18 protein-coding genes are annotated in these 16,034 nt (G+C 44.6%); 7 read left to right on the forward strand and 11 right to left on the reverse strand.

Annotated elements, in window-relative coordinates:
- Nucleotides 1–5: 5 nt before the first annotated feature.
- The 3 genes from IE165_RS03115 (at nucleotide 6) to IE165_RS03125 (ending at nucleotide 2,919) form a co-directional block, all read left to right on the forward strand.
- Complete coding sequence (locus IE165_RS03115; RefSeq protein WP_189625144.1) at nucleotides 6–1,568, forward strand: M28 family peptidase; 1,563 nt, start codon at nucleotides 6–8, stop codon at nucleotides 1,566–1,568.
- A 162-nt stretch (nucleotides 1,569–1,730) separates the two neighbouring features.
- Complete coding sequence (locus IE165_RS03120) at nucleotides 1,731–2,648, forward strand: DnaJ C-terminal domain-containing protein (protein WP_189625145.1); 918 nt, start codon at nucleotides 1,731–1,733, stop codon at nucleotides 2,646–2,648.
- A gap of 4 nt (nucleotides 2,649–2,652) precedes the next feature.
- Nucleotides 2,653–2,919 (forward strand): chaperone modulator CbpM, encoded by a 267-nt coding sequence (locus IE165_RS03125; protein ID WP_189625146.1) that lies wholly within the window; start codon nucleotides 2,653–2,655, stop codon nucleotides 2,917–2,919.
- 87 nt (nucleotides 2,920–3,006) lie between these two features.
- Here IE165_RS03125 and IE165_RS03130 read toward each other — a convergent pair whose 3' ends face one another.
- From IE165_RS03130 to arfB, 4 genes are all read right to left on the reverse strand, one after another.
- Nucleotides 3,007–3,825 (reverse strand): hypothetical protein, encoded by an 819-nt coding sequence (locus tag IE165_RS03130; protein WP_189625147.1) that lies wholly within the window; start codon nucleotides 3,823–3,825, stop codon nucleotides 3,007–3,009.
- A 110-nt stretch (nucleotides 3,826–3,935) separates the two neighbouring features.
- Entirely contained in the window at nucleotides 3,936–5,183 is a 1,248-nt protein-coding gene (locus tag IE165_RS03135) for a M56 family metallopeptidase (RefSeq protein ID WP_189625148.1), read from the reverse strand.
- A 30-nt stretch (nucleotides 5,184–5,213) separates the two neighbouring features.
- On the reverse strand, nucleotides 5,214–5,582 hold the full coding sequence (locus tag IE165_RS03140; protein ID WP_189625149.1) for a BlaI/MecI/CopY family transcriptional regulator: 369 nt from the start codon (nucleotides 5,580–5,582) through the stop codon (nucleotides 5,214–5,216).
- 137 nt (nucleotides 5,583–5,719) lie between these two features.
- The gene (arfB, locus tag IE165_RS03145; RefSeq protein WP_189625150.1) at nucleotides 5,720–6,130 is read right to left on the reverse strand and encodes an alternative ribosome rescue aminoacyl-tRNA hydrolase ArfB; all 411 of its coding nucleotides are present in this window, start codon (nucleotides 6,128–6,130) and stop codon (nucleotides 5,720–5,722) included.
- A 193-nt stretch (nucleotides 6,131–6,323) separates the two neighbouring features.
- Between arfB and bshA the strand changes: the two genes are divergently transcribed.
- From bshA to IE165_RS03165, 4 genes are all read left to right on the forward strand, one after another.
- Nucleotides 6,324–7,460 carry an N-acetyl-alpha-D-glucosaminyl L-malate synthase BshA gene (gene bshA / locus IE165_RS03150; RefSeq protein WP_189625151.1) on the forward strand — a complete coding sequence of 379 codons (1,137 nt, stop codon included), beginning with the start codon at nucleotides 6,324–6,326 and terminating at the stop codon, nucleotides 7,458–7,460.
- A 67-nt stretch (nucleotides 7,461–7,527) separates the two neighbouring features.
- The gene (gene pyrH, locus IE165_RS03155; RefSeq protein WP_189625152.1) at nucleotides 7,528–8,232 is read left to right on the forward strand and encodes a UMP kinase; all 705 of its coding nucleotides are present in this window, start codon (nucleotides 7,528–7,530) and stop codon (nucleotides 8,230–8,232) included.
- A 25-nt stretch (nucleotides 8,233–8,257) separates the two neighbouring features.
- Nucleotides 8,258–8,821, forward strand: coding sequence for a ribosome recycling factor (frr, locus tag IE165_RS03160; RefSeq protein WP_189625153.1), 564 nt, complete (start codon nucleotides 8,258–8,260; stop codon nucleotides 8,819–8,821).
- Nucleotides 8,822–8,932: 111 nt separating this feature from the next.
- Nucleotides 8,933–9,907, forward strand: a complete 975-nt coding sequence (locus IE165_RS03165; protein ID WP_189625154.1) for a sugar phosphate isomerase/epimerase family protein — start codon at nucleotides 8,933–8,935, stop codon at nucleotides 9,905–9,907.
- 51 nt (nucleotides 9,908–9,958) lie between these two features.
- On the opposite strand, the gene purE is transcribed toward IE165_RS03165, so the two are convergent.
- The 7 genes from purE to IE165_RS03200 form a co-directional block, all read right to left on the reverse strand.
- Nucleotides 9,959–10,468 carry a 5-(carboxyamino)imidazole ribonucleotide mutase gene (purE, locus tag IE165_RS03170; RefSeq protein ID WP_189625155.1) on the reverse strand — a complete coding sequence of 170 codons (510 nt, stop codon included), beginning with the start codon at nucleotides 10,466–10,468 and terminating at the stop codon, nucleotides 9,959–9,961.
- A gap of 11 nt (nucleotides 10,469–10,479) precedes the next feature.
- Nucleotides 10,480–11,622 carry a 5-(carboxyamino)imidazole ribonucleotide synthase gene (locus IE165_RS03175; RefSeq protein ID WP_189625156.1) on the reverse strand — a complete coding sequence of 381 codons (1,143 nt, stop codon included), beginning with the start codon at nucleotides 11,620–11,622 and terminating at the stop codon, nucleotides 10,480–10,482.
- A 17-nt stretch (nucleotides 11,623–11,639) separates the two neighbouring features.
- Nucleotides 11,640–12,143 (reverse strand): NADH-quinone oxidoreductase subunit B, encoded by a 504-nt coding sequence (locus tag IE165_RS03180; protein WP_189625157.1) that lies wholly within the window; start codon nucleotides 12,141–12,143, stop codon nucleotides 11,640–11,642.
- 3 nt (nucleotides 12,144–12,146) lie between these two features.
- Complete coding sequence (locus IE165_RS03185) at nucleotides 12,147–12,743, reverse strand: NADH-quinone oxidoreductase subunit A (RefSeq protein WP_189625158.1); 597 nt, start codon at nucleotides 12,741–12,743, stop codon at nucleotides 12,147–12,149.
- A 180-nt stretch (nucleotides 12,744–12,923) separates the two neighbouring features.
- A complete protein-coding gene (gene ffh, locus IE165_RS03190) occupies nucleotides 12,924–14,267 on the reverse strand; it encodes a signal recognition particle protein (RefSeq protein WP_189625159.1) in 1,344 nt (447 codons plus the stop codon).
- A 124-nt stretch (nucleotides 14,268–14,391) separates the two neighbouring features.
- Entirely contained in the window at nucleotides 14,392–15,078 is a 687-nt protein-coding gene (locus IE165_RS03195; protein WP_189625160.1) for a zinc metallopeptidase, read from the reverse strand.
- 214 nt (nucleotides 15,079–15,292) lie between these two features.
- Nucleotides 15,293–15,883, reverse strand: a complete 591-nt coding sequence (locus tag IE165_RS03200) for an RNA polymerase sigma factor (RefSeq protein ID WP_189625161.1) — start codon at nucleotides 15,881–15,883, stop codon at nucleotides 15,293–15,295.
- Between the last annotated feature and the right edge of the window lie 151 nt (nucleotides 15,884–16,034).

A 16,034-nucleotide genomic window follows, 5' to 3' on the forward strand; every position in this document is an offset into this window, starting at 1 on the left:
ATAAGATGTTTAAAAACTTGATCAAGGCCATCGCATTAGTACCTGCCCTATACAGCTGTGCTATTGCGCAAGACCCCGTACAGGTCAAATATGCTAATCTACTTACGCAAGAATCGGCAAAGACACACCTTACCTTGCTAGCATCGCCAGCCTTTGAAGGCCGTGGTACTGGACAAAAAGGAGGCGAGAAAACGGTTCAATATATTGCAGAACAGTTCAAATCTTTTGGTTTAACGGCTCCGGTTCAAGGCAGCTACTTCCAACCTTTAAAACTTGTTCGCTCTTCCTATAAGGTGCAGCAATTTGCCATCGATGGAAAAGCCTATACCAACGGTAAGGATCTTTTCGTGCAGGGTGATAACAAAGAGAATGTCTTTGATGCCGCTGAAATCGTATTTATTGGATACGGCATTCAAGATGCCAAACACAATGATCTAACCGGGCTGGATATTCGGGGAAAGATCGTCTTGCTAATCAATGAAGGTGAACCACTAGACGAGAAAGGCAACTCCCTCATCACCGGAACGGACAAACCCTCAGAGTGGGCCAGCAGCCGCTTCAAACGTTTGCAAGAGCTGGCCAAGGCGCAGCCGAAAATGATCTTAGCCACCAGCAGCACCGTGGCACAGATGATTTCGCGATTCAGCGATCGATTGACGGCAGGCAGATTTATGCTCGACAATGCCAAAGCTGCCAACGAGGGAACGCAAAGCCCTCCAGTCGTTAACATCACGCTTGATATCGCCAACAGCATCTTGGCAAAGAAGCAAACAACAGTTGATCAACAAAAGAAGAAACCCAGCAGCTTCGCTATCCCGATAACGGTAAATGCAAAAATGGGGATAACGCAGGAACACTTCGCCGATCCGAATGTTTTGGGACTTCTAGAAGGTACCGATTTGAAAGATGAAATCGTCGTTATTTCTGGTCACCATGACCATGATGGCATTACTGCCGATGGCACGATCTTTCCGGGCGCGGACGATAATGGCTCGGGAACAACAGGTGTCTTAGAATTGGCTCGCGTTTTCGCGCAGGCAAAAAAAGATGGCAAAGGACCTCGTAGAAGCATTCTTTTCATTGCCTTCGCGGCAGAAGAGAAAGGGCTTTTGGGCTCACAGTTCTATTCCGAAAACCCGGTGTTTCCATTGGCCAACACCGTCACCTGTTTGAATATGGATATGATTGGTCGCATCGATGATAAGCACCTAAACGGAAACCACGATTATCTCCATATTATCGGATCGGATAAGTTGAGTTCGGAGTTGTATGCCATCAACAAAAAGGCCAACGAGCAATACACGAAAATGGAGCTGGATTATATGTATGACGATCCGAAAGATCCTCTGCGGATTTACTACCGTTCGGATCAATACAACTTTGCCAAGCACAACATCCCGGTGACCTTTTATTTCTCGGGACTGCATCCGCACTACCACACGCCAGAAGACACGGTCGATAAGATCGACTTCCCGATGATGGTCAAGCGCGAGAAATTGGTCTTCCATGCGGCTTGGGACATTGCAAATCGTGATAAACGCCTCGCCGTGGACAGCAACAAAGAATAATCAAGCTTGACAGCTTTGGCTGTTGCGCCGTAATATAGGTGGGCTTTCCACCGCAAAAAATCCCATCTCTGCGAGGTGGGATTTTTTTTGCCCATCGGTGCCGGCACTTTCGTGCGAACAATATGCCTGATCGATTGTTTTATGCCTATACAACATATATTTATGGCATTTGTAGATTATTACAAGGTATTGGGGTTGGACAAAGGCGCATCAGCAGATGACATTAAAAAGGCCTACCGGAAGCTGGCACGAAAGTATCACCCGGACATGAACCCCAATGATGAAGCTGCCAAGCAAAAATTTCAGGAAATCAATGAGGCCAATGAGGTGCTAACCGACTCCGAGAAGCGTAAGAAATACGATCAATATGGAGAAAACTGGAAACATGGCGAAGCCTATGAACAAGCCTCACGTCAACAACGCAGTCAACAAAGCGGACAAACAACGGGTAATCCTTTTGAGGGTTTTGACTTCGATGGATACAATGGTAATTACGACGCTGGCGAGTTTTCCGATTTCTTCGAACAGATGTTTGGAAGTCGTTCTGGTGGTGGGCGGCAAGCTAAATTTAGAGGGAACGACTACAACTCGGTGTTGGAACTGACCTTACAGCAAGCCTACAGCACCCATCAGCAGACCTTCACGGTGAATGGTAAGAACATACGGATCACCATTCCGGCTGGCGTAGAAAATGGTCAAAAAATCAGACTCAAAGGCCAGGGTGCCGAAGGTATAAACGGAGGACCCGCTGGCGATCTATTTATCCAATTCGATATCAAAACAGATCCGCAGGTTCAGCGTCAAGGCAACGATCTCCATAAGACGCAGGAGGTAGACCTTTACACCATGCTGCTCGGTGGCGAGCTACTGGTCGAGACCTTCGCAGGCAAGATCAAAGTGAAGGTGAAACCAGAAACACAGAACGGCAGCAGGATAAGGCTCAAAGGAAGAGGATTTCCGGTATACAAAAAAGAAAAAGAGTTTGGCGATCTATTTATCAGCCTGCAAGTAAAGCTGCCAACAGATTTGTCGACGGAAGAAATAGCCCTCTTCCAACAACTGGCCAACAAACGAAAATAAAACTATGGAACGTACTTGGATAAAGATATACGATGTATGCAGCTCTCATCAAATAGAAATTCAATTTGTGCGCGAGCTTTCCGCTAGCGGTTTGATTGAACTGATAACCGAGGAAGAAATGGAATTCATCGATGAAGAGCAGTTGTATTTATTGGAGCAATTTGCCAACTGGCATTATGAGCTGGAGCTTAACATACAAGGCATCGAGGTAGCGCGGCACCTGTTGACGAAAATCGAGCGCTTACAACGTGAGCTTGACCTCCTGAAGTAACAATTAGTGGGATGTTGGCGATAACACCCTCAACAATCGGGACAGGATACCAAAATAGAAACTAAACGTACGTCTCATCCCCCGCCATTACTCTGCCAAGTACAGCGTATCGGTATGTAGCAATTGATCGCGTCCGTTCCGGTATTCCAGGGCGTAAATATTAGGACAGAGCGCGAGCGAAAGCGAATCGGGGTCTTTTCTGGTCAAGATCTTCGCGTACGAAATGCCCCGACTGTTCTCGTACAGCGTATACATTTGCAGATACACAATTTTTTCCTTCTTTGTCAGCTCCTGCCTAATTTTAAAGGTCAGATCAACCTTATCTTCATGACAATCGGTGATTTGCCAAAAATTACGGAAGCCCTCATCCAGCTGCAACTCTTGGGCATTGATCTCCGCCAAATAGTTCAGCATCTTAAACCCATCGCCCATATGCTTGTCCTTATCGACATAGTAGACCATACTGGTTAATCGGTTATCCTTACTCGGAATGACCACATGTCGAACGACTAGAAAATCATGCTCAAAATCCCGATAATAGTAGTATGCATCCTTGCCCTGAAATTTTTCGTAATGGCTATAATCGAAGCCCTTCCTTCGATGTCGCAATACGGCAAGATGATAGTTCAACCTATTCTTGGGCTTGGCCGTAAAAAGCACCTGCACAGCCCTACCTTTTAAACCCAACAACTGGAATATGTGTCGATCTTTGGGATAGAGGCTATCCAGACGAACTCCATAATCGCCATTGTAAGGAAGGTAGTCCATATAAAGCCAAACGTTGGACTGCCATGTTAAATTAAAATATTCATCCACACCATCGATAAAATGACCGTTTTTTGCAAATGGATAATTCCTGCAGGATGCCATCACCGAGACAGCCAATAGTACAAACAGAACCCTCATAAAAATTTCTAGCGATATCACCTAAATCAAAGTCAACAAAGGGGGCCAAGCGATTTGAACATAAACCAGGTGGCATGTACCATGTCGCCAGGCCCTCCTAGGACGTAACCTTATCCCTTCTTTTCTCCTTCTAAATCTAATGTAATCGGCAAGGTGTAAGCTACTCGAACCTTTCTGCCATTTTGGACACCGGGCATCCATTTCTCCGCCTTACGTAAAAGATCTAAGGCCGCTTCGCCCGTTCCATATCCTAAGTCTTTGATCAATTTAAAATTGGTAAGCGCTCCATCTGCTTCCACGATAAAGGAGATAATGATTTGTCCTTTCACCTCGGCATCGATCGCTTCCTGTGGATAGCTATAGTTTTCACCGATCCATTTCCGGAAGTTGGCCATCCCTCCAATAGGCTCTGGGTTCACCTCCGTTGCTGTAAAGATCTTTTGCTTTTCATCGGTCGCTTCCCTTTGGGTTTTCGTCGTGTCCTGTGAGGACGTGACCATCGTCGTCTGCGCTACCTTATTTTCTATATCGTGCACCATACTTTTTGCGTTGCTGCTGTTGAACAGCAACGTGGACAACAGGGTCAAGCCCAGCACGGGGGCTACGGAGAGGTATAGAAATTTATATCTATTCTGTGTTTTATCTTTAAATAACATAACAATTCGATTTTTTAAAAATGATTTTTGGGAAAACCCATGAAAAAAATGGTTTTGTTCCACCTGCATCGCTTGCGCCACGAGAAGTTCTGCGTAGGCGACTCGATCCACCGAGCTCTCCTCATCCGCGATGCATTCATGCTGAAATTTGAGCTCTTTAAGGTAGCGTAGCAAGACCGGATTGAACCAGTTGAACACCCGAACCAACTCGACAAAAACGAGATCATAGCTATGTCCCTGTTCAACATGTATTTGTTCATGCGCTGCAATAACTCGGTTATCCGACACTTGATCCGCCAATACGACACTTCTGAAAAAAGCAAAGCTAAACGTATTGTTCCCCGATCGTAACAGCGTCAGCACCCGCGAACATCGAAAACATAACCACAGCAGCGCCAAGCCCACTCCTATCCAATAAACGACCTGCAGGATATCCTGCATGGATACTGCTCGATCTGCCTGTGGAGCCAGCAAGATCTCCTCTCCGAGGAATAAATTCAGATCAATATTTGGAAGCGTTTCTTCCGCAATCAAGCCGCGAGGCATATCGACAAATAGCCCGATCGGGACCAATAGCGATACGATAACCGCCCCAAGGAGATAGATTCTATTCAGCTGAAAGAAGGTGAGCTTTTTCAAAAAGATACTGTACAAGGCGTAGCATAACAGCAAACTAACGTTCACGAGAATAAGATAGACCATAATAATGATGTTTATAAAGGGGGTTAAACTTTACCTGTTTTTATCAATGATTTGCATAATTTCGTCCAGTTCCTTCACATCCATCTTCTTCTCTTCCAAGAAGAAAGATAACATGCTTTTAGCGGAATTGTCAAAGTAGTTATGCAGTAGTTTTCCGGTAATTAATTTCTTGTATTCTTCTTTACTGATCTTCGGCAAATAGCGGTGGCTTTTGCCAAAAGATTCATGCGCCACAAAACCCTTGGTTTCGAGGATGCGAATAATAGTTGATACGGTATTGTATGCAGGCTTCGGATCAGGCAAGTTGGCTATCACATCTTTTACAAATCCACCACCCATCTCCCACAGCTCTTGCATAATCTGCTCTTCGGCTTTCGTAAGTTCTTTTAATTCGTCCATGATTCTTTGTATTAACGCAGACAATATTGTCTATAATCGATTATACAACAAATCTAAAACTAATTTTTTAGTTTTGCAACTAATTTTTTAGTTTTTAAAATTTAGAACGTATTAAGCTGAATGACAATGCACTGAAATTAATCAAAATCAATCTTGCCACGCATGGATTTTTTTTGTGCATTCTTTTTCTTTCTATCCAGCCGATCTAGCACCTTGGATTTGGGAATTTTCGTTGCGATACGTTTTTTATCGACTTTAAGAGCACTTTCCACTAAGGTTAGGAAACGCTGTATGACCAGTTCCTTGTTTTTCAGCTGGCTTCGGGTATCGGAAGCATCCAGCTGCAAGACACCTTCTTTGTTGAGCCTATTGGCTAACTTGGAGCTCAACTGTGTACGTTGACGAGCGGTGACGGAGGGGGACGCCAGGAGGTTCCAGTACAAGGAGACTTTAGATTCCACTTTGTTCACATGTTGCCCGCCGGCTCCGCCCGAGCGCGATGTGCTGAACACAACTTCCTTTAACAGTAATGTATGATCGATAGACATGAGCGTGGCGATGAGGTATACAAAAAAATTATTGCAAAACAATTATAAAACCATCCTTATATTTACGCAGTTAATTAACGGCATATGCATCAGTCAATATACACATTTTGTTGTTTTATTTGCTTCTGCATGACGGATTTTTCACCTACGAAAATCATTGGATCAGCTCCATGACAAAAAACAAACTATTCATATGAAAATTGGGATCGTGTGCTACCCCACATTTGGAGGGAGCGGTGTTGTCGCTACCGAGCTTGGAAAAGCTTTGGCCTCGAATGGGCACGAAATACATTTTATTACCTACTCGCAGCCTGCCCGTTTAGATTTTTTTTCTGAAAACCTCTACTACCATGAAGTCGCTATGGCACAATATCCATTGTTCGACTTTTCACCCTACGAGTCTGCTTTGGCAAGCAAGCTTGTCGATGTCGTGAAATTTGAACAGCTCGATCTTCTGCACGTTCATTACGCGATTCCGCACGCTTCTGTCGCCTATCTGGCCAAGCAAATCTTAGCCTCCTATGGAATCAGCATCCCGGTGGTGACGACCTTGCACGGTACCGATATTACCTTAGTGGGAAAGGACAAAAGCTTTAGTCCTGTAGTTACCTTCTCAATCAACCAATCGGACGGCGTTACAACAGTTTCGGAAAGCCTCAAGGAACAGACCTTGGCCTATTTTGACATAGACCGTGACATCCGGGTGATTCCCAACTTCATTGATTTTTCGCGTTTCCACAACAAGAGCAAGGAACATTTTAAACGCGCTATCGCTCCTGGCAACGAGCGTGTTATCACACACACCTCTAATTTTCGGAAGGTCAAAAACACACAGGATGTAGTGCGTATTTTCAAACGGGTGAATGATGTGTTACCGAGCAAGCTGTTGATGGTCGGCGATGGACCCGAGCGCCATAACACCGAAGAGCTCGCGCGTGAGCTTGGTGTCAGTCAGGATGTTCGCTTTTTGGGTAAGCAAGATGCTATTGAAGAGATTTTATCCGTTTCGGATCTCTTTCTCATGCCCTCTTCGTCGGAAAGCTTTGGCTTGGCTGCTTTAGAGGCCATGGCCTGCCACGTGCCGGTCGTTTCTTCGAATACCGGCGGTCTTCCCGAATTAAATGTACAAGGTGTAAGTGGTTTTCTGAGTGATATCGGTGATGTGGACGATATGGCGAAGCACGCGATCCATATATTAGGAGATTGCGAGCGGCTACAAGCATTTAAAAATGCTGCTTTTGCACGGGCGCAGGAATTTGATATCGCAAAAATCCTCCCGCTATACGAAAGTTATTACGAAGAAGTCGTTTCGGCCACGAAAAAAGGCTAAGATAATCGCCACACCGTGAAAAAAAAGTTTTATCTTTGGCTTTTGGGAATGCTCCAAAAAAACAAACATGAAATATAAACGTATCTTACTTAAACTTAGTGGTGAAGCCTTAATGGGCGAACAAAGTTACGGCATCGACATCAACCGCGTGATGCAATATGCAAACGACATCAAAGAAATCCATAGTCAAGGGCTAGAAATTGCAATCGTCATTGGCGGAGGCAATATCTATCGGGGTTTAAGTGCAGAGAAGGCTGGCATGGATCGCGTGCAAGCGGATTACATGGGCATGTTGGCCACGGTGATCAACAGTATGGCTCTCCAAGATGCGTTAGAAAAGGTGGGACTTAAAACGCGACTTTTAACGGCTATAAAAATGGAGCAAATCTGTGAGCCCTTTATCCGTCGTAGAGCGGTACGCCACTTGGAAAAAGGCAGAATCGTGATTTTCGGTGCTGGAACGGGAAATCCTTATTTCACGACCGATACCGCCGCATCTTTACGCGCCATCGAAATCAATGCGGATGCTGTTCTGAAAGGAACACGCGTAGATGGCATCTATACAGCAGATCCGGAGAAAGATCCTTCCGCAAAAAGATACGACACCATTTCCTTCCAAGAAGTGTATGCGCAAGGTTTAAACGTTATGGATATGACGGCTTTTACACTGTGCCAAGAAAACAACCTCCCTATTATTGTATTCGACATGAATAAGCCCGGTAATTTGAAAAAATTAGCCGACGGTGCGCATATCGGAACTATTGTTAGTTAAGCTATTGTAAAGAAATAACAAAAATATGAACGAACTAATTTCCTTAGAACTAGACGACTGTAAAGAGAGCATGGGAAAAGCTGTTGCTCATGCAGAATCTGAGTTAACGAAAATCAGAGCAGGGAAAGCATCTCCTTCGATGTTGGACGGTATTTCCGTAGACTATTACGGTAGCATGACACCGCTTTCACAGGTAAGTAATATCAATACAACGGATGCACGTACAATCGTTATCCAGCCTTGGGAAAAGAATATTTTAGGCGCCATCGAAAAGGCTATCATGGATTCAAACCTTGGGTTGAATCCCCAAAATGACGGTACGATTATACGCCTTGCCATCCCTGTGTTAACTGAAGAACGCCGCCGGGATTTGGTTAAGAAGGTAAAGGAAGAGGCGGAGAAAGGACGTATCGCTATTCGTAATATAAGAAAAGACGCCAACGAATCGATAAAAAAACTGAAGAACGATGGTGCTTCCGAGGATGAAATAAAATCGGGAGAGGCTGAAGTTCAAAAATTGACAGACAGCTTTATTGTTAAGGTGGACCAATTGGCTGAGCTGAAAGAAAAAGACGTAATGACCGTTTAACGGCCTTATTCAATACCATTTCAAAAAGGGATTCTCTGTGGGAGAATCCTTTTTTTATTTTCATTTTTTGATTAACTTCCCCTTGCAATCACCAATTTAAACAAACAGACTATGCAACATAGTAGAAGAAAATTCCTGAAACAGGCAGGCCTAGGTGTATCGGCAGCCTTCCTAAGCCGCTATCTATATTCCTGCGGAGCAGAAGCATTGGGGAGTGGCCCCTTTCACAACATCGGGATACAATTGTTTTCCATTCGCGATTTAATAGCGGAAGATCCGGTTAAGACCTTAGAAACCGTGGGGAAGATTGGATACAAACACGTCGAAACATTTGGTGTGGATGCTTCCGCGGCTTCATTTTGGAACCTGAAAGTACCCGAGTTAAAAAAAGTGCTGGACGATAACGGTCTGAAAAGCCATAGTGGGCACTATGACATGTCGAAATACCTGAGCCGTTCGCAAAGCCAAAAAGAAAACATCGAGCGCTATATCGAAATTGCACATGATCTCGGGCAATCGCACATCGTCGCTCCGGTCACACCAATGGACGATATTAACAACCTCAAAGTGGAAGATTACCAGTTCGCTGCCGATCAGCTAAACAAAGCTGGCGAAATGGCTAAAAAAGCCGGAATCAAAGTCGGATATCATAATCATTTTTGGGAATTTCGCGGCTTTGGAAATGGTACGAAGGGCCTGGATATCCTTTTGGCATTTACACAACCGGAACTGGTGGATTTCGAACTTGACCTCTTTTGGATAGAAAAAGCGGGCTACACGGCACAGTCTTACTTTGAGAAGTATCCCGGGCGCTTTACGATGTGGCACATCAAGGATATGGACAAACGTTTCACGACCCCTGTTGTAGGTGAAGCCTACGACAAGGCAGGATTTATGGATATCATGAAAGAAATCAAGTACACGGAGGTAGGTACAGGAGCCATAGATTTCATCAACATCGCTAACTATGCCGATAAGGCGGGCTTAAAGTATGCTTTTGTCGAACAGGATGACATTTATATGCCGAACAAGTTTGAAAGCATTAAGAAAAGCTACGACTACGTGCAAAAATTCTTAACCAAATAACGAAAACACAAAAGATAAAGGAATCTAACGATTCCTTTATCTTTTGTGTGCTTAAAATGTCGTAGTCTCTACGTCCTGTGCATTCATTTCCACAGCTTGCCGTAACTCGTCTTTGTACGCCAAAATACGGGCGGCGAGATCTTCAGATGATGTACCTAAGATCTGTGCGGCGAGAATGCCTGCATTTTTTGCTGCATTCAACGCAACCGTCGCCACGGGAATACCATTAGGCATTTGCAAGATCGACAAGACGGAATCCCAACCGTCGATAGAATTGGATGATTTTACAGGCACACCAATTACCGGAAGATGCGTAATAGATGCCACCATGCCCGGCAAGTGTGCGGCACCGCCGGCGCCAGCAATAATAACCTTCAGACCACGATCGCCGGCCGATTTGGCATAATGAAACATGCGCTCCGGTGTACGGTGGGCAGACACGATGGAAACCTCAAACGGTACTTCCAATTTCTTTAATATAGCGATGGCATCTTGCATGACAGGGAGATCTGATTTACTTCCCATAATGATACCCACAATGGCTTTCTTTTCTAAACTCATCTATATTTCTCTTAAGCTTTTACTTTCAACGTCTCTTGTACCCATCGCGCATTCTTGATCGCGGCTTCCCGGTCGTCGTTAATGATACATACGTGTCCCATTTTACGGAATGGCTTTGTATATTTCTTTCCATACAAATGCACGAAAACACCTTCTCTACCCAAAACCTCTTCCACGCCGTCGTACTTTGCTAGTCCCTCATATTTCCCCTCCCCCAAAAGGTTGATCATGACGGCGGTGGAACGCGCTGCCGTGGAGCCTAAAGGTAAATTAAATATCGCACGAAGGTGCTGTGCAAACTGCGATGTCAAGTTCCCTTCAATCGTTTGATGCCCACTATTGTGCGGCCGGGGTGCAAGCTCGTTAACCAATATCTGTCCATCTTTGGTCAAAAACATTTCGACGGCCAATAAGCCAACGATCTGCAGATCAGCAGCGATTTTCCGTGCAATGTCGTCTGCCTGCGTCTGTACTTCAAAAGGTAGCACGGAGGGGGATATCAGAAACTCTACTAAATTGGCTTCTGGATTAAATTCCATCTCCACAAGCGGAAAGGTAGCCACATCGCCACGATCATTCCGCGCAACGATTACCGCGATCTCTTTTTCAAAATCGACCAATTCTTCTACGAGGGATGGCTGCGTAAATGCATCTTCAATGTCTTGCACACTATTGATCCGCTTCACCCCTTTGCCGTCATAGCCGTCGCGTCGAAGCTTTTGGATATAAGGCAACGCAATGACAGACTCATACAGATTGTCCCGCGTAGAAATTAACTGGAAAGCTGCAGTGGGTATATCGTTTTGTTTGAAAAATTGCTTCTGCATCCCTTTATCCTGTATCAGCCGGATAACGCGCGACTGGGGATAGACGACGACACCTTCTTCCTCCAACTTTTCCAAGGCGTCCACATTTACCTTTTCGATTTCGATCGTGATCATATCCAAATCCTTTCCGAAATTGTAGACTGTTTCGAAATCACTTAACGAACCGCACTCAAAACGGTTGCACAACTTACGGCATGGCGCATTTTTGTCGGGATCCAACACGTGCACATTGACGTTGTAATTAATTGCCTCTTGAATAAGCATTCGCCCCAGTTGTCCACCGCCAAGAATTCCTAATTGCAACTCACCATAAAAATCTTTTGCCATAATACTTTAAAACTATATTAAACCTGCTCAGAAAAATATTGATCCTGTAGCACGCTTTCTTTTTCTATCTTTTTCTGAAGCTCTAAAAAAGCACCGATTAGCGCTTCGGGACGCGGCGGACAGCCTTGCACATAAACATCCACCGGAATGATCTTGTCCACGCCCTTCACGACATGATAGCCATGCTGCCAGTAGGGTCCGCCACAATTTGAACAAGACCCCATAGAGATGACATATTTAGGCTCCGGCATCTGTTCGTAAAGCTTCTTGATGCGATCCGCCATTTTAAACGTTACTGTTCCTGCAATGATCATCACATCAGACTGTCGTGGGGAAGGCCTTGGAAAAACGCCCAGCCGATCCAGATCATAGGTGGAGGCCATTGCCCCCATCATCTCGATTGCACAACAAGCAATACCAAAGCTGACCGGCCACATCGATGACAATCTTGCCCAATTAAGAAGATCGTCCATCTTTGCGACAATTACGCCCCCACTTTGTGCTTGTACTGCTGTACTCATATGTTAATCTTTTGAGGTCTTAAATTTAGGCCGAAATCCGAAAGATGGCTTAGGCTTTATCGCTGCCGTGCTTTCTTCGGTTAAATCCGCTTGCGGATCATGAGCGGCCTTGTAATCGCGAATTGCATAGCTTTTCGAATTAACCACATCGTAGGCTGCCGGGGGAATGCCGGTGGATACAATCGGCTTTTGATGAGTTGGGCGAATCCAGGAAATATCTCCCCTCTTCCAAACGTAGATCAAACCAATCACTAAGATCCCAAGAAAAACAGCCATCTCGGCCAATGTGAACCATCCCCATCGTGCGTCTGCTCCTATTAGCTCGCTATGACCGAATACGGTGGCCCATGGAAAAATGAAAATAAGCTCCACATCAAATAAGAGAAAAACCAAGGCAATCACGTAGAAACGCGGATTTATCTGTACCCAAGAGCTTCCGATCGCTTCTTCGCCACATTCATAAGTACTTAGTTTTTCAGGATTAGGTTTTTTAGGAGAAAGCACTTTCGCCAGCAGAATGGTCATACACACAAGCAGCATGCCTACGAGGGCAATCAATAATATCTTTCCATATTCCGAAAGCTGCGCGGGATCATCCATAAAGCAAAAATAATAAATATTAACCGTAAAAATAGCCAAACATTTGCAAAAATAAAACCTTGATGCCTTCCTACCCCCTTGCTTCAACATCGACCAACTAGCCGCCGGTTAGTTGGCGATGCCATAAAAAAAGAGAAAAGCTTCGACTTTTCTCTTTTTCTTGACACCTTATTATCGTTGTTAAAAAGGTTGGCCAGGCATCTTCGGCATATTACGCATCATCTTTGCGGCCATACCGGGATTCGACATCTGCTTCATCACCTTTCGCATATCCGCGAATTGCTTCATCAACTTATTCACTTCATTGATATCAGTTCCAGATCCTTTAGCTATGCGCATGCGTCTTTTAGTATCAATAGCATCAGGGTTTTCACGCTCAAATGGCGTCATGGAATCGATAATAGCCTCAATGGGTTTAAAGGCATTGTCATCTATTTCAACATCTTTAATCGCTTTTCCCACGCCAGGAATCATGCCCATCAGATCTTTCATGTTACCCATCTTTTTGATCTGTTGTATTTGGCTTTTAAAATCGTTAAAATCAAATTTATTCTTCCGGATTTTTTTCTGTAGCTCGGCAGCTTGCTTTTCGTCAAACTGCTGTTGGGCGCGTTCTACCAACGAAACAACGTCGCCCATGCCCAAAATCCTGGAAGCCATACGATCTGGATAGAAAACATCCAATGCTTCCATTTTTTCGCCGGTACCGATAAATTTGATCGGCTTATTAACGACAGATTTGATTGATAAAGCGGCACCTCCGCGCGTATCGCCATCTAACTTCGTTAACACCACACCGGTAAAGTCTAGGCGGTCATTGAACGCTTTCGCCGTATTAACGGCATCCTGTCCGGTCATGGCATCCACCACAAAGAGAATTTCATGTGGGCTTGTTGCTTCTTTAACTGCCGAGATCTCTTGCATCAAGGCTTCGTCAATGGCTAGCCGACCAGCCGTATCGATGATCACCACGTTATTTCCGTTGCGCTTCGCTTCTTCCACGCCTTCGCGAGCAATCGCAATGGGATCGTTCGATTCTCGATTTACATAGACAGGAACATTCACCTGCCCTCCCAATACCTGCAATTGATCCACCGCAGCGGGACGGTACACGTCTCCGGCGACCAGTAGCGGCTTTTTGCCCTTTTTCTCGCGTAAAAAATTGGCCAATTTACCGGAAAAAGTCGTTTTACCCGCACCATTCAGCCCGGCAATTAAAATGACCGTCGGATTTTTTGCGGTATCCAATTCTGTTACCGAACCACCCATTAACGAGGTAAGCTCATCGTTCATTATTTTGGTCAACAGTTGTCCAGGAGATATGCTTGTCAATACATTCTCTCCCAAAGCCTTCTGTTTGACGTCGTCGGTAAACGTCTTTGCTGTTTTATAATTCACGTCGGCATCCAGTAAAGCCTTGCGAATCTCTTTCATCGTCTCTGCGACGTTTATTTCAGTGATACTTCCTTGTCCCTTTAATACCTTAAAGGCCCGATCCAGTTTATCCTGTAAATTCTGAAACATGTATTTATTTTCTTAGTATGCTAAGTGCCAAAGTTACAAAATACTGCTGATGCTACACCCATTTGTCAGCAGAAAAAAATGCGACCTCCTGAAGAAGTCGCATCGCAAGCGGTAATGGTGGATATTAGTCTCTTCGCCCGAAGAGAATATATGCGTAATATAGCAGTGTAACAAGTGCCGATAAGGCTGCCACAACATACGTCATTGCTGCCCATTTCAATGCATCTTTTGCACCATCATGCTCGTCACGCGCATGCGTCACGTTGGCTTTTTCCAACCAGGCCAGCGCTCGGTTTGAAGCATCAAATTCTACAGGTAACGTTATGAAAGAAAACACCGTGGTCAAAAAAAGTGCGCCCACCCCGATAGCGAGGATCAGCGGATTTTTCGTAAAGACAAGCAGTAAAACTCCGGCCATCAACACCCACGATGTCAGGCGCGAAGCGACACTAACAACGGGAACCATCGCGGAACGAAATTGCAACCAAGAATAAGCCGTCGCATGTTGTACGGCATGTCCACATTCGTGCGCGGCGACAGCCGCAGCGGCGACGCTACGACCATGGTAAACTTCTGGACTTAAGTTCACGGTCTTGTTGCCCGGATTATAATGATCTGATAGCTGCCCATCATTGGCCACGAGAATCTGCACGTCATAAATACCGTTCTCGTGCAACATTTTCTGTGCAATTTCCGCTCCCGACAAACCGGAGCTCAACGGGAATTCCGAATACTTCTTAAATTTGTTTTTAAACCGTGACTGCACGATCCAACTGATCAATGCTATTCCAATAAATATAATCCAATACATATCTTATGATCTTTGTAAACTTCCTATTTATGACTACCTATCAAATCACATTCCACAAGAGCAACGGTTCGTTAAATACTATTAATTTGACCCATTTTGTCATCGACCGGTACGACAGATGCGGGTGTGGCCTGCCATTTTTGCGGTAAATGCCAACGAAACGAAGTAAACGCTAGTATCGACATGACTGTACGCCATGAAGCGGGGCTAGCTTTCACCCAAGGTTTAACATCATATTATGTTCCTCGATCATTTTACGCAGGTTACTAAGTGCGTAGCGCATCCGCCCCAACGCCGTATTGATGCTTACTTCCGTGATGTCTGCAATTTCTTTGAAACTCATATCGCAAAAATGACGCATAATAAGCACCTCTTTTTGATCGTCAGGAAGGCGCTGAATGATTTTCCGCAAGTCGACATTCCGTTGATTAAGCATCAATTTGGATTCCGCACTTTCGTCCGCAAAATCCAAAACTCCAAAAATATCATAGCCGTCACTGCTAACAACTGTTGGACTACGCTTGGCCTTCCGGAAATGATCGATCACCATATTTTGTGCAATCCGCACCACCCAAGGCAAAAATTTACCCTCATCGTTGTAGCGACCAGACTTTAGTGTGTTGATCACTTTAATAAATGTCTCTTGGAATATATCCTCAGCGAGGTATTCGTCTTTCACCTGAAGATAGATTGACGTATATATTTTGCTCTTATATCTATTCAGCAGAATTTCAATTCCAGCTTCTTCCCCTGCTATATAAGCTTGAATCAATTCAAGATCACTTTGTTCTTTTAATGCTTTCATAATAAATCTCCCGGATTTAGTTTGAATTACTTGTAAGAGTAAAGTGTTTTATAGGCGCTCCTTTTTTGATTACGTTGTTAAGATTTCGATCCAAATCAAATGAAAATATACGAACATTCAAATTCACATCCAGATATTTAACATTTCTTCA

It is taken from the genome of Sphingobacterium griseoflavum (assembly GCF_014653155.1).
GTDB lineage: Bacteria > Bacteroidota > Bacteroidia > Sphingobacteriales > Sphingobacteriaceae > Sphingobacterium > Sphingobacterium griseoflavum.

What these genes read in the sequence shown, in the direction of transcription:
- pyrH (WP_189625152.1), top strand. Translation starts at nt 7,528, where the DNA reads ATGAAATATAAACGTATCTTACTTAAACTTAGTGGTGAAGCCTTAATG.
- IE165_RS03180 (WP_189625157.1), bottom strand. Translation starts at nt 12,143, where the DNA reads ATGAGTACAGCAGTACAAGCACAAAGTGGGGGCGTAATTGTCGCAAAG.
- IE165_RS03165 (WP_189625154.1), top strand. Translation starts at nt 8,933, where the DNA reads ATGCAACATAGTAGAAGAAAATTCCTGAAACAGGCAGGCCTAGGTGTA.
- purE (WP_189625155.1), bottom strand. Translation starts at nt 10,468, where the DNA reads ATGAGTTTAGAAAAGAAAGCCATTGTGGGTATCATTATGGGAAGTAAA.
- IE165_RS03175 (WP_189625156.1), bottom strand. Translation starts at nt 11,622, where the DNA reads ATGGCAAAAGATTTTTATGGTGAGTTGCAATTAGGAATTCTTGGCGGT.
- IE165_RS03140 (WP_189625149.1), bottom strand. Translation starts at nt 5,582, where the DNA reads ATGGACGAATTAAAAGAACTTACGAAAGCCGAAGAGCAGATTATGCAA.
- IE165_RS03130 (WP_189625147.1), bottom strand. Translation starts at nt 3,825, where the DNA reads ATGAGGGTTCTGTTTGTACTATTGGCTGTCTCGGTGATGGCATCCTGC.
- IE165_RS03135 (WP_189625148.1), bottom strand. Translation starts at nt 5,183, where the DNA reads ATGGTCTATCTTATTCTCGTGAACGTTAGTTTGCTGTTATGCTACGCC.
- frr (WP_189625153.1), top strand. Translation starts at nt 8,258, where the DNA reads ATGAACGAACTAATTTCCTTAGAACTAGACGACTGTAAAGAGAGCATG.
- IE165_RS03125 (WP_189625146.1), top strand. Translation starts at nt 2,653, where the DNA reads ATGGAACGTACTTGGATAAAGATATACGATGTATGCAGCTCTCATCAA.
- IE165_RS03195 (WP_189625160.1), bottom strand. Translation starts at nt 15,078, where the DNA reads ATGTATTGGATTATATTTATTGGAATAGCATTGATCAGTTGGATCGTG.
- IE165_RS03115 (WP_189625144.1), top strand. Translation starts at nt 6, where the DNA reads ATGTTTAAAAACTTGATCAAGGCCATCGCATTAGTACCTGCCCTATAC.
- IE165_RS03120 (WP_189625145.1), top strand. Translation starts at nt 1,731, where the DNA reads ATGGCATTTGTAGATTATTACAAGGTATTGGGGTTGGACAAAGGCGCA.
- ffh (WP_189625159.1), bottom strand. Translation starts at nt 14,267, where the DNA reads ATGTTTCAGAATTTACAGGATAAACTGGATCGGGCCTTTAAGGTATTA.
- bshA (WP_189625151.1), top strand. Translation starts at nt 6,324, where the DNA reads ATGAAAATTGGGATCGTGTGCTACCCCACATTTGGAGGGAGCGGTGTT.
- IE165_RS03200 (WP_189625161.1), bottom strand. Translation starts at nt 15,883, where the DNA reads ATGAAAGCATTAAAAGAACAAAGTGATCTTGAATTGATTCAAGCTTAT.
- arfB (WP_189625150.1), bottom strand. Translation starts at nt 6,130, where the DNA reads ATGTCTATCGATCATACATTACTGTTAAAGGAAGTTGTGTTCAGCACA.
- IE165_RS03185 (WP_189625158.1), bottom strand. Translation starts at nt 12,743, where the DNA reads ATGGATGATCCCGCGCAGCTTTCGGAATATGGAAAGATATTATTGATT.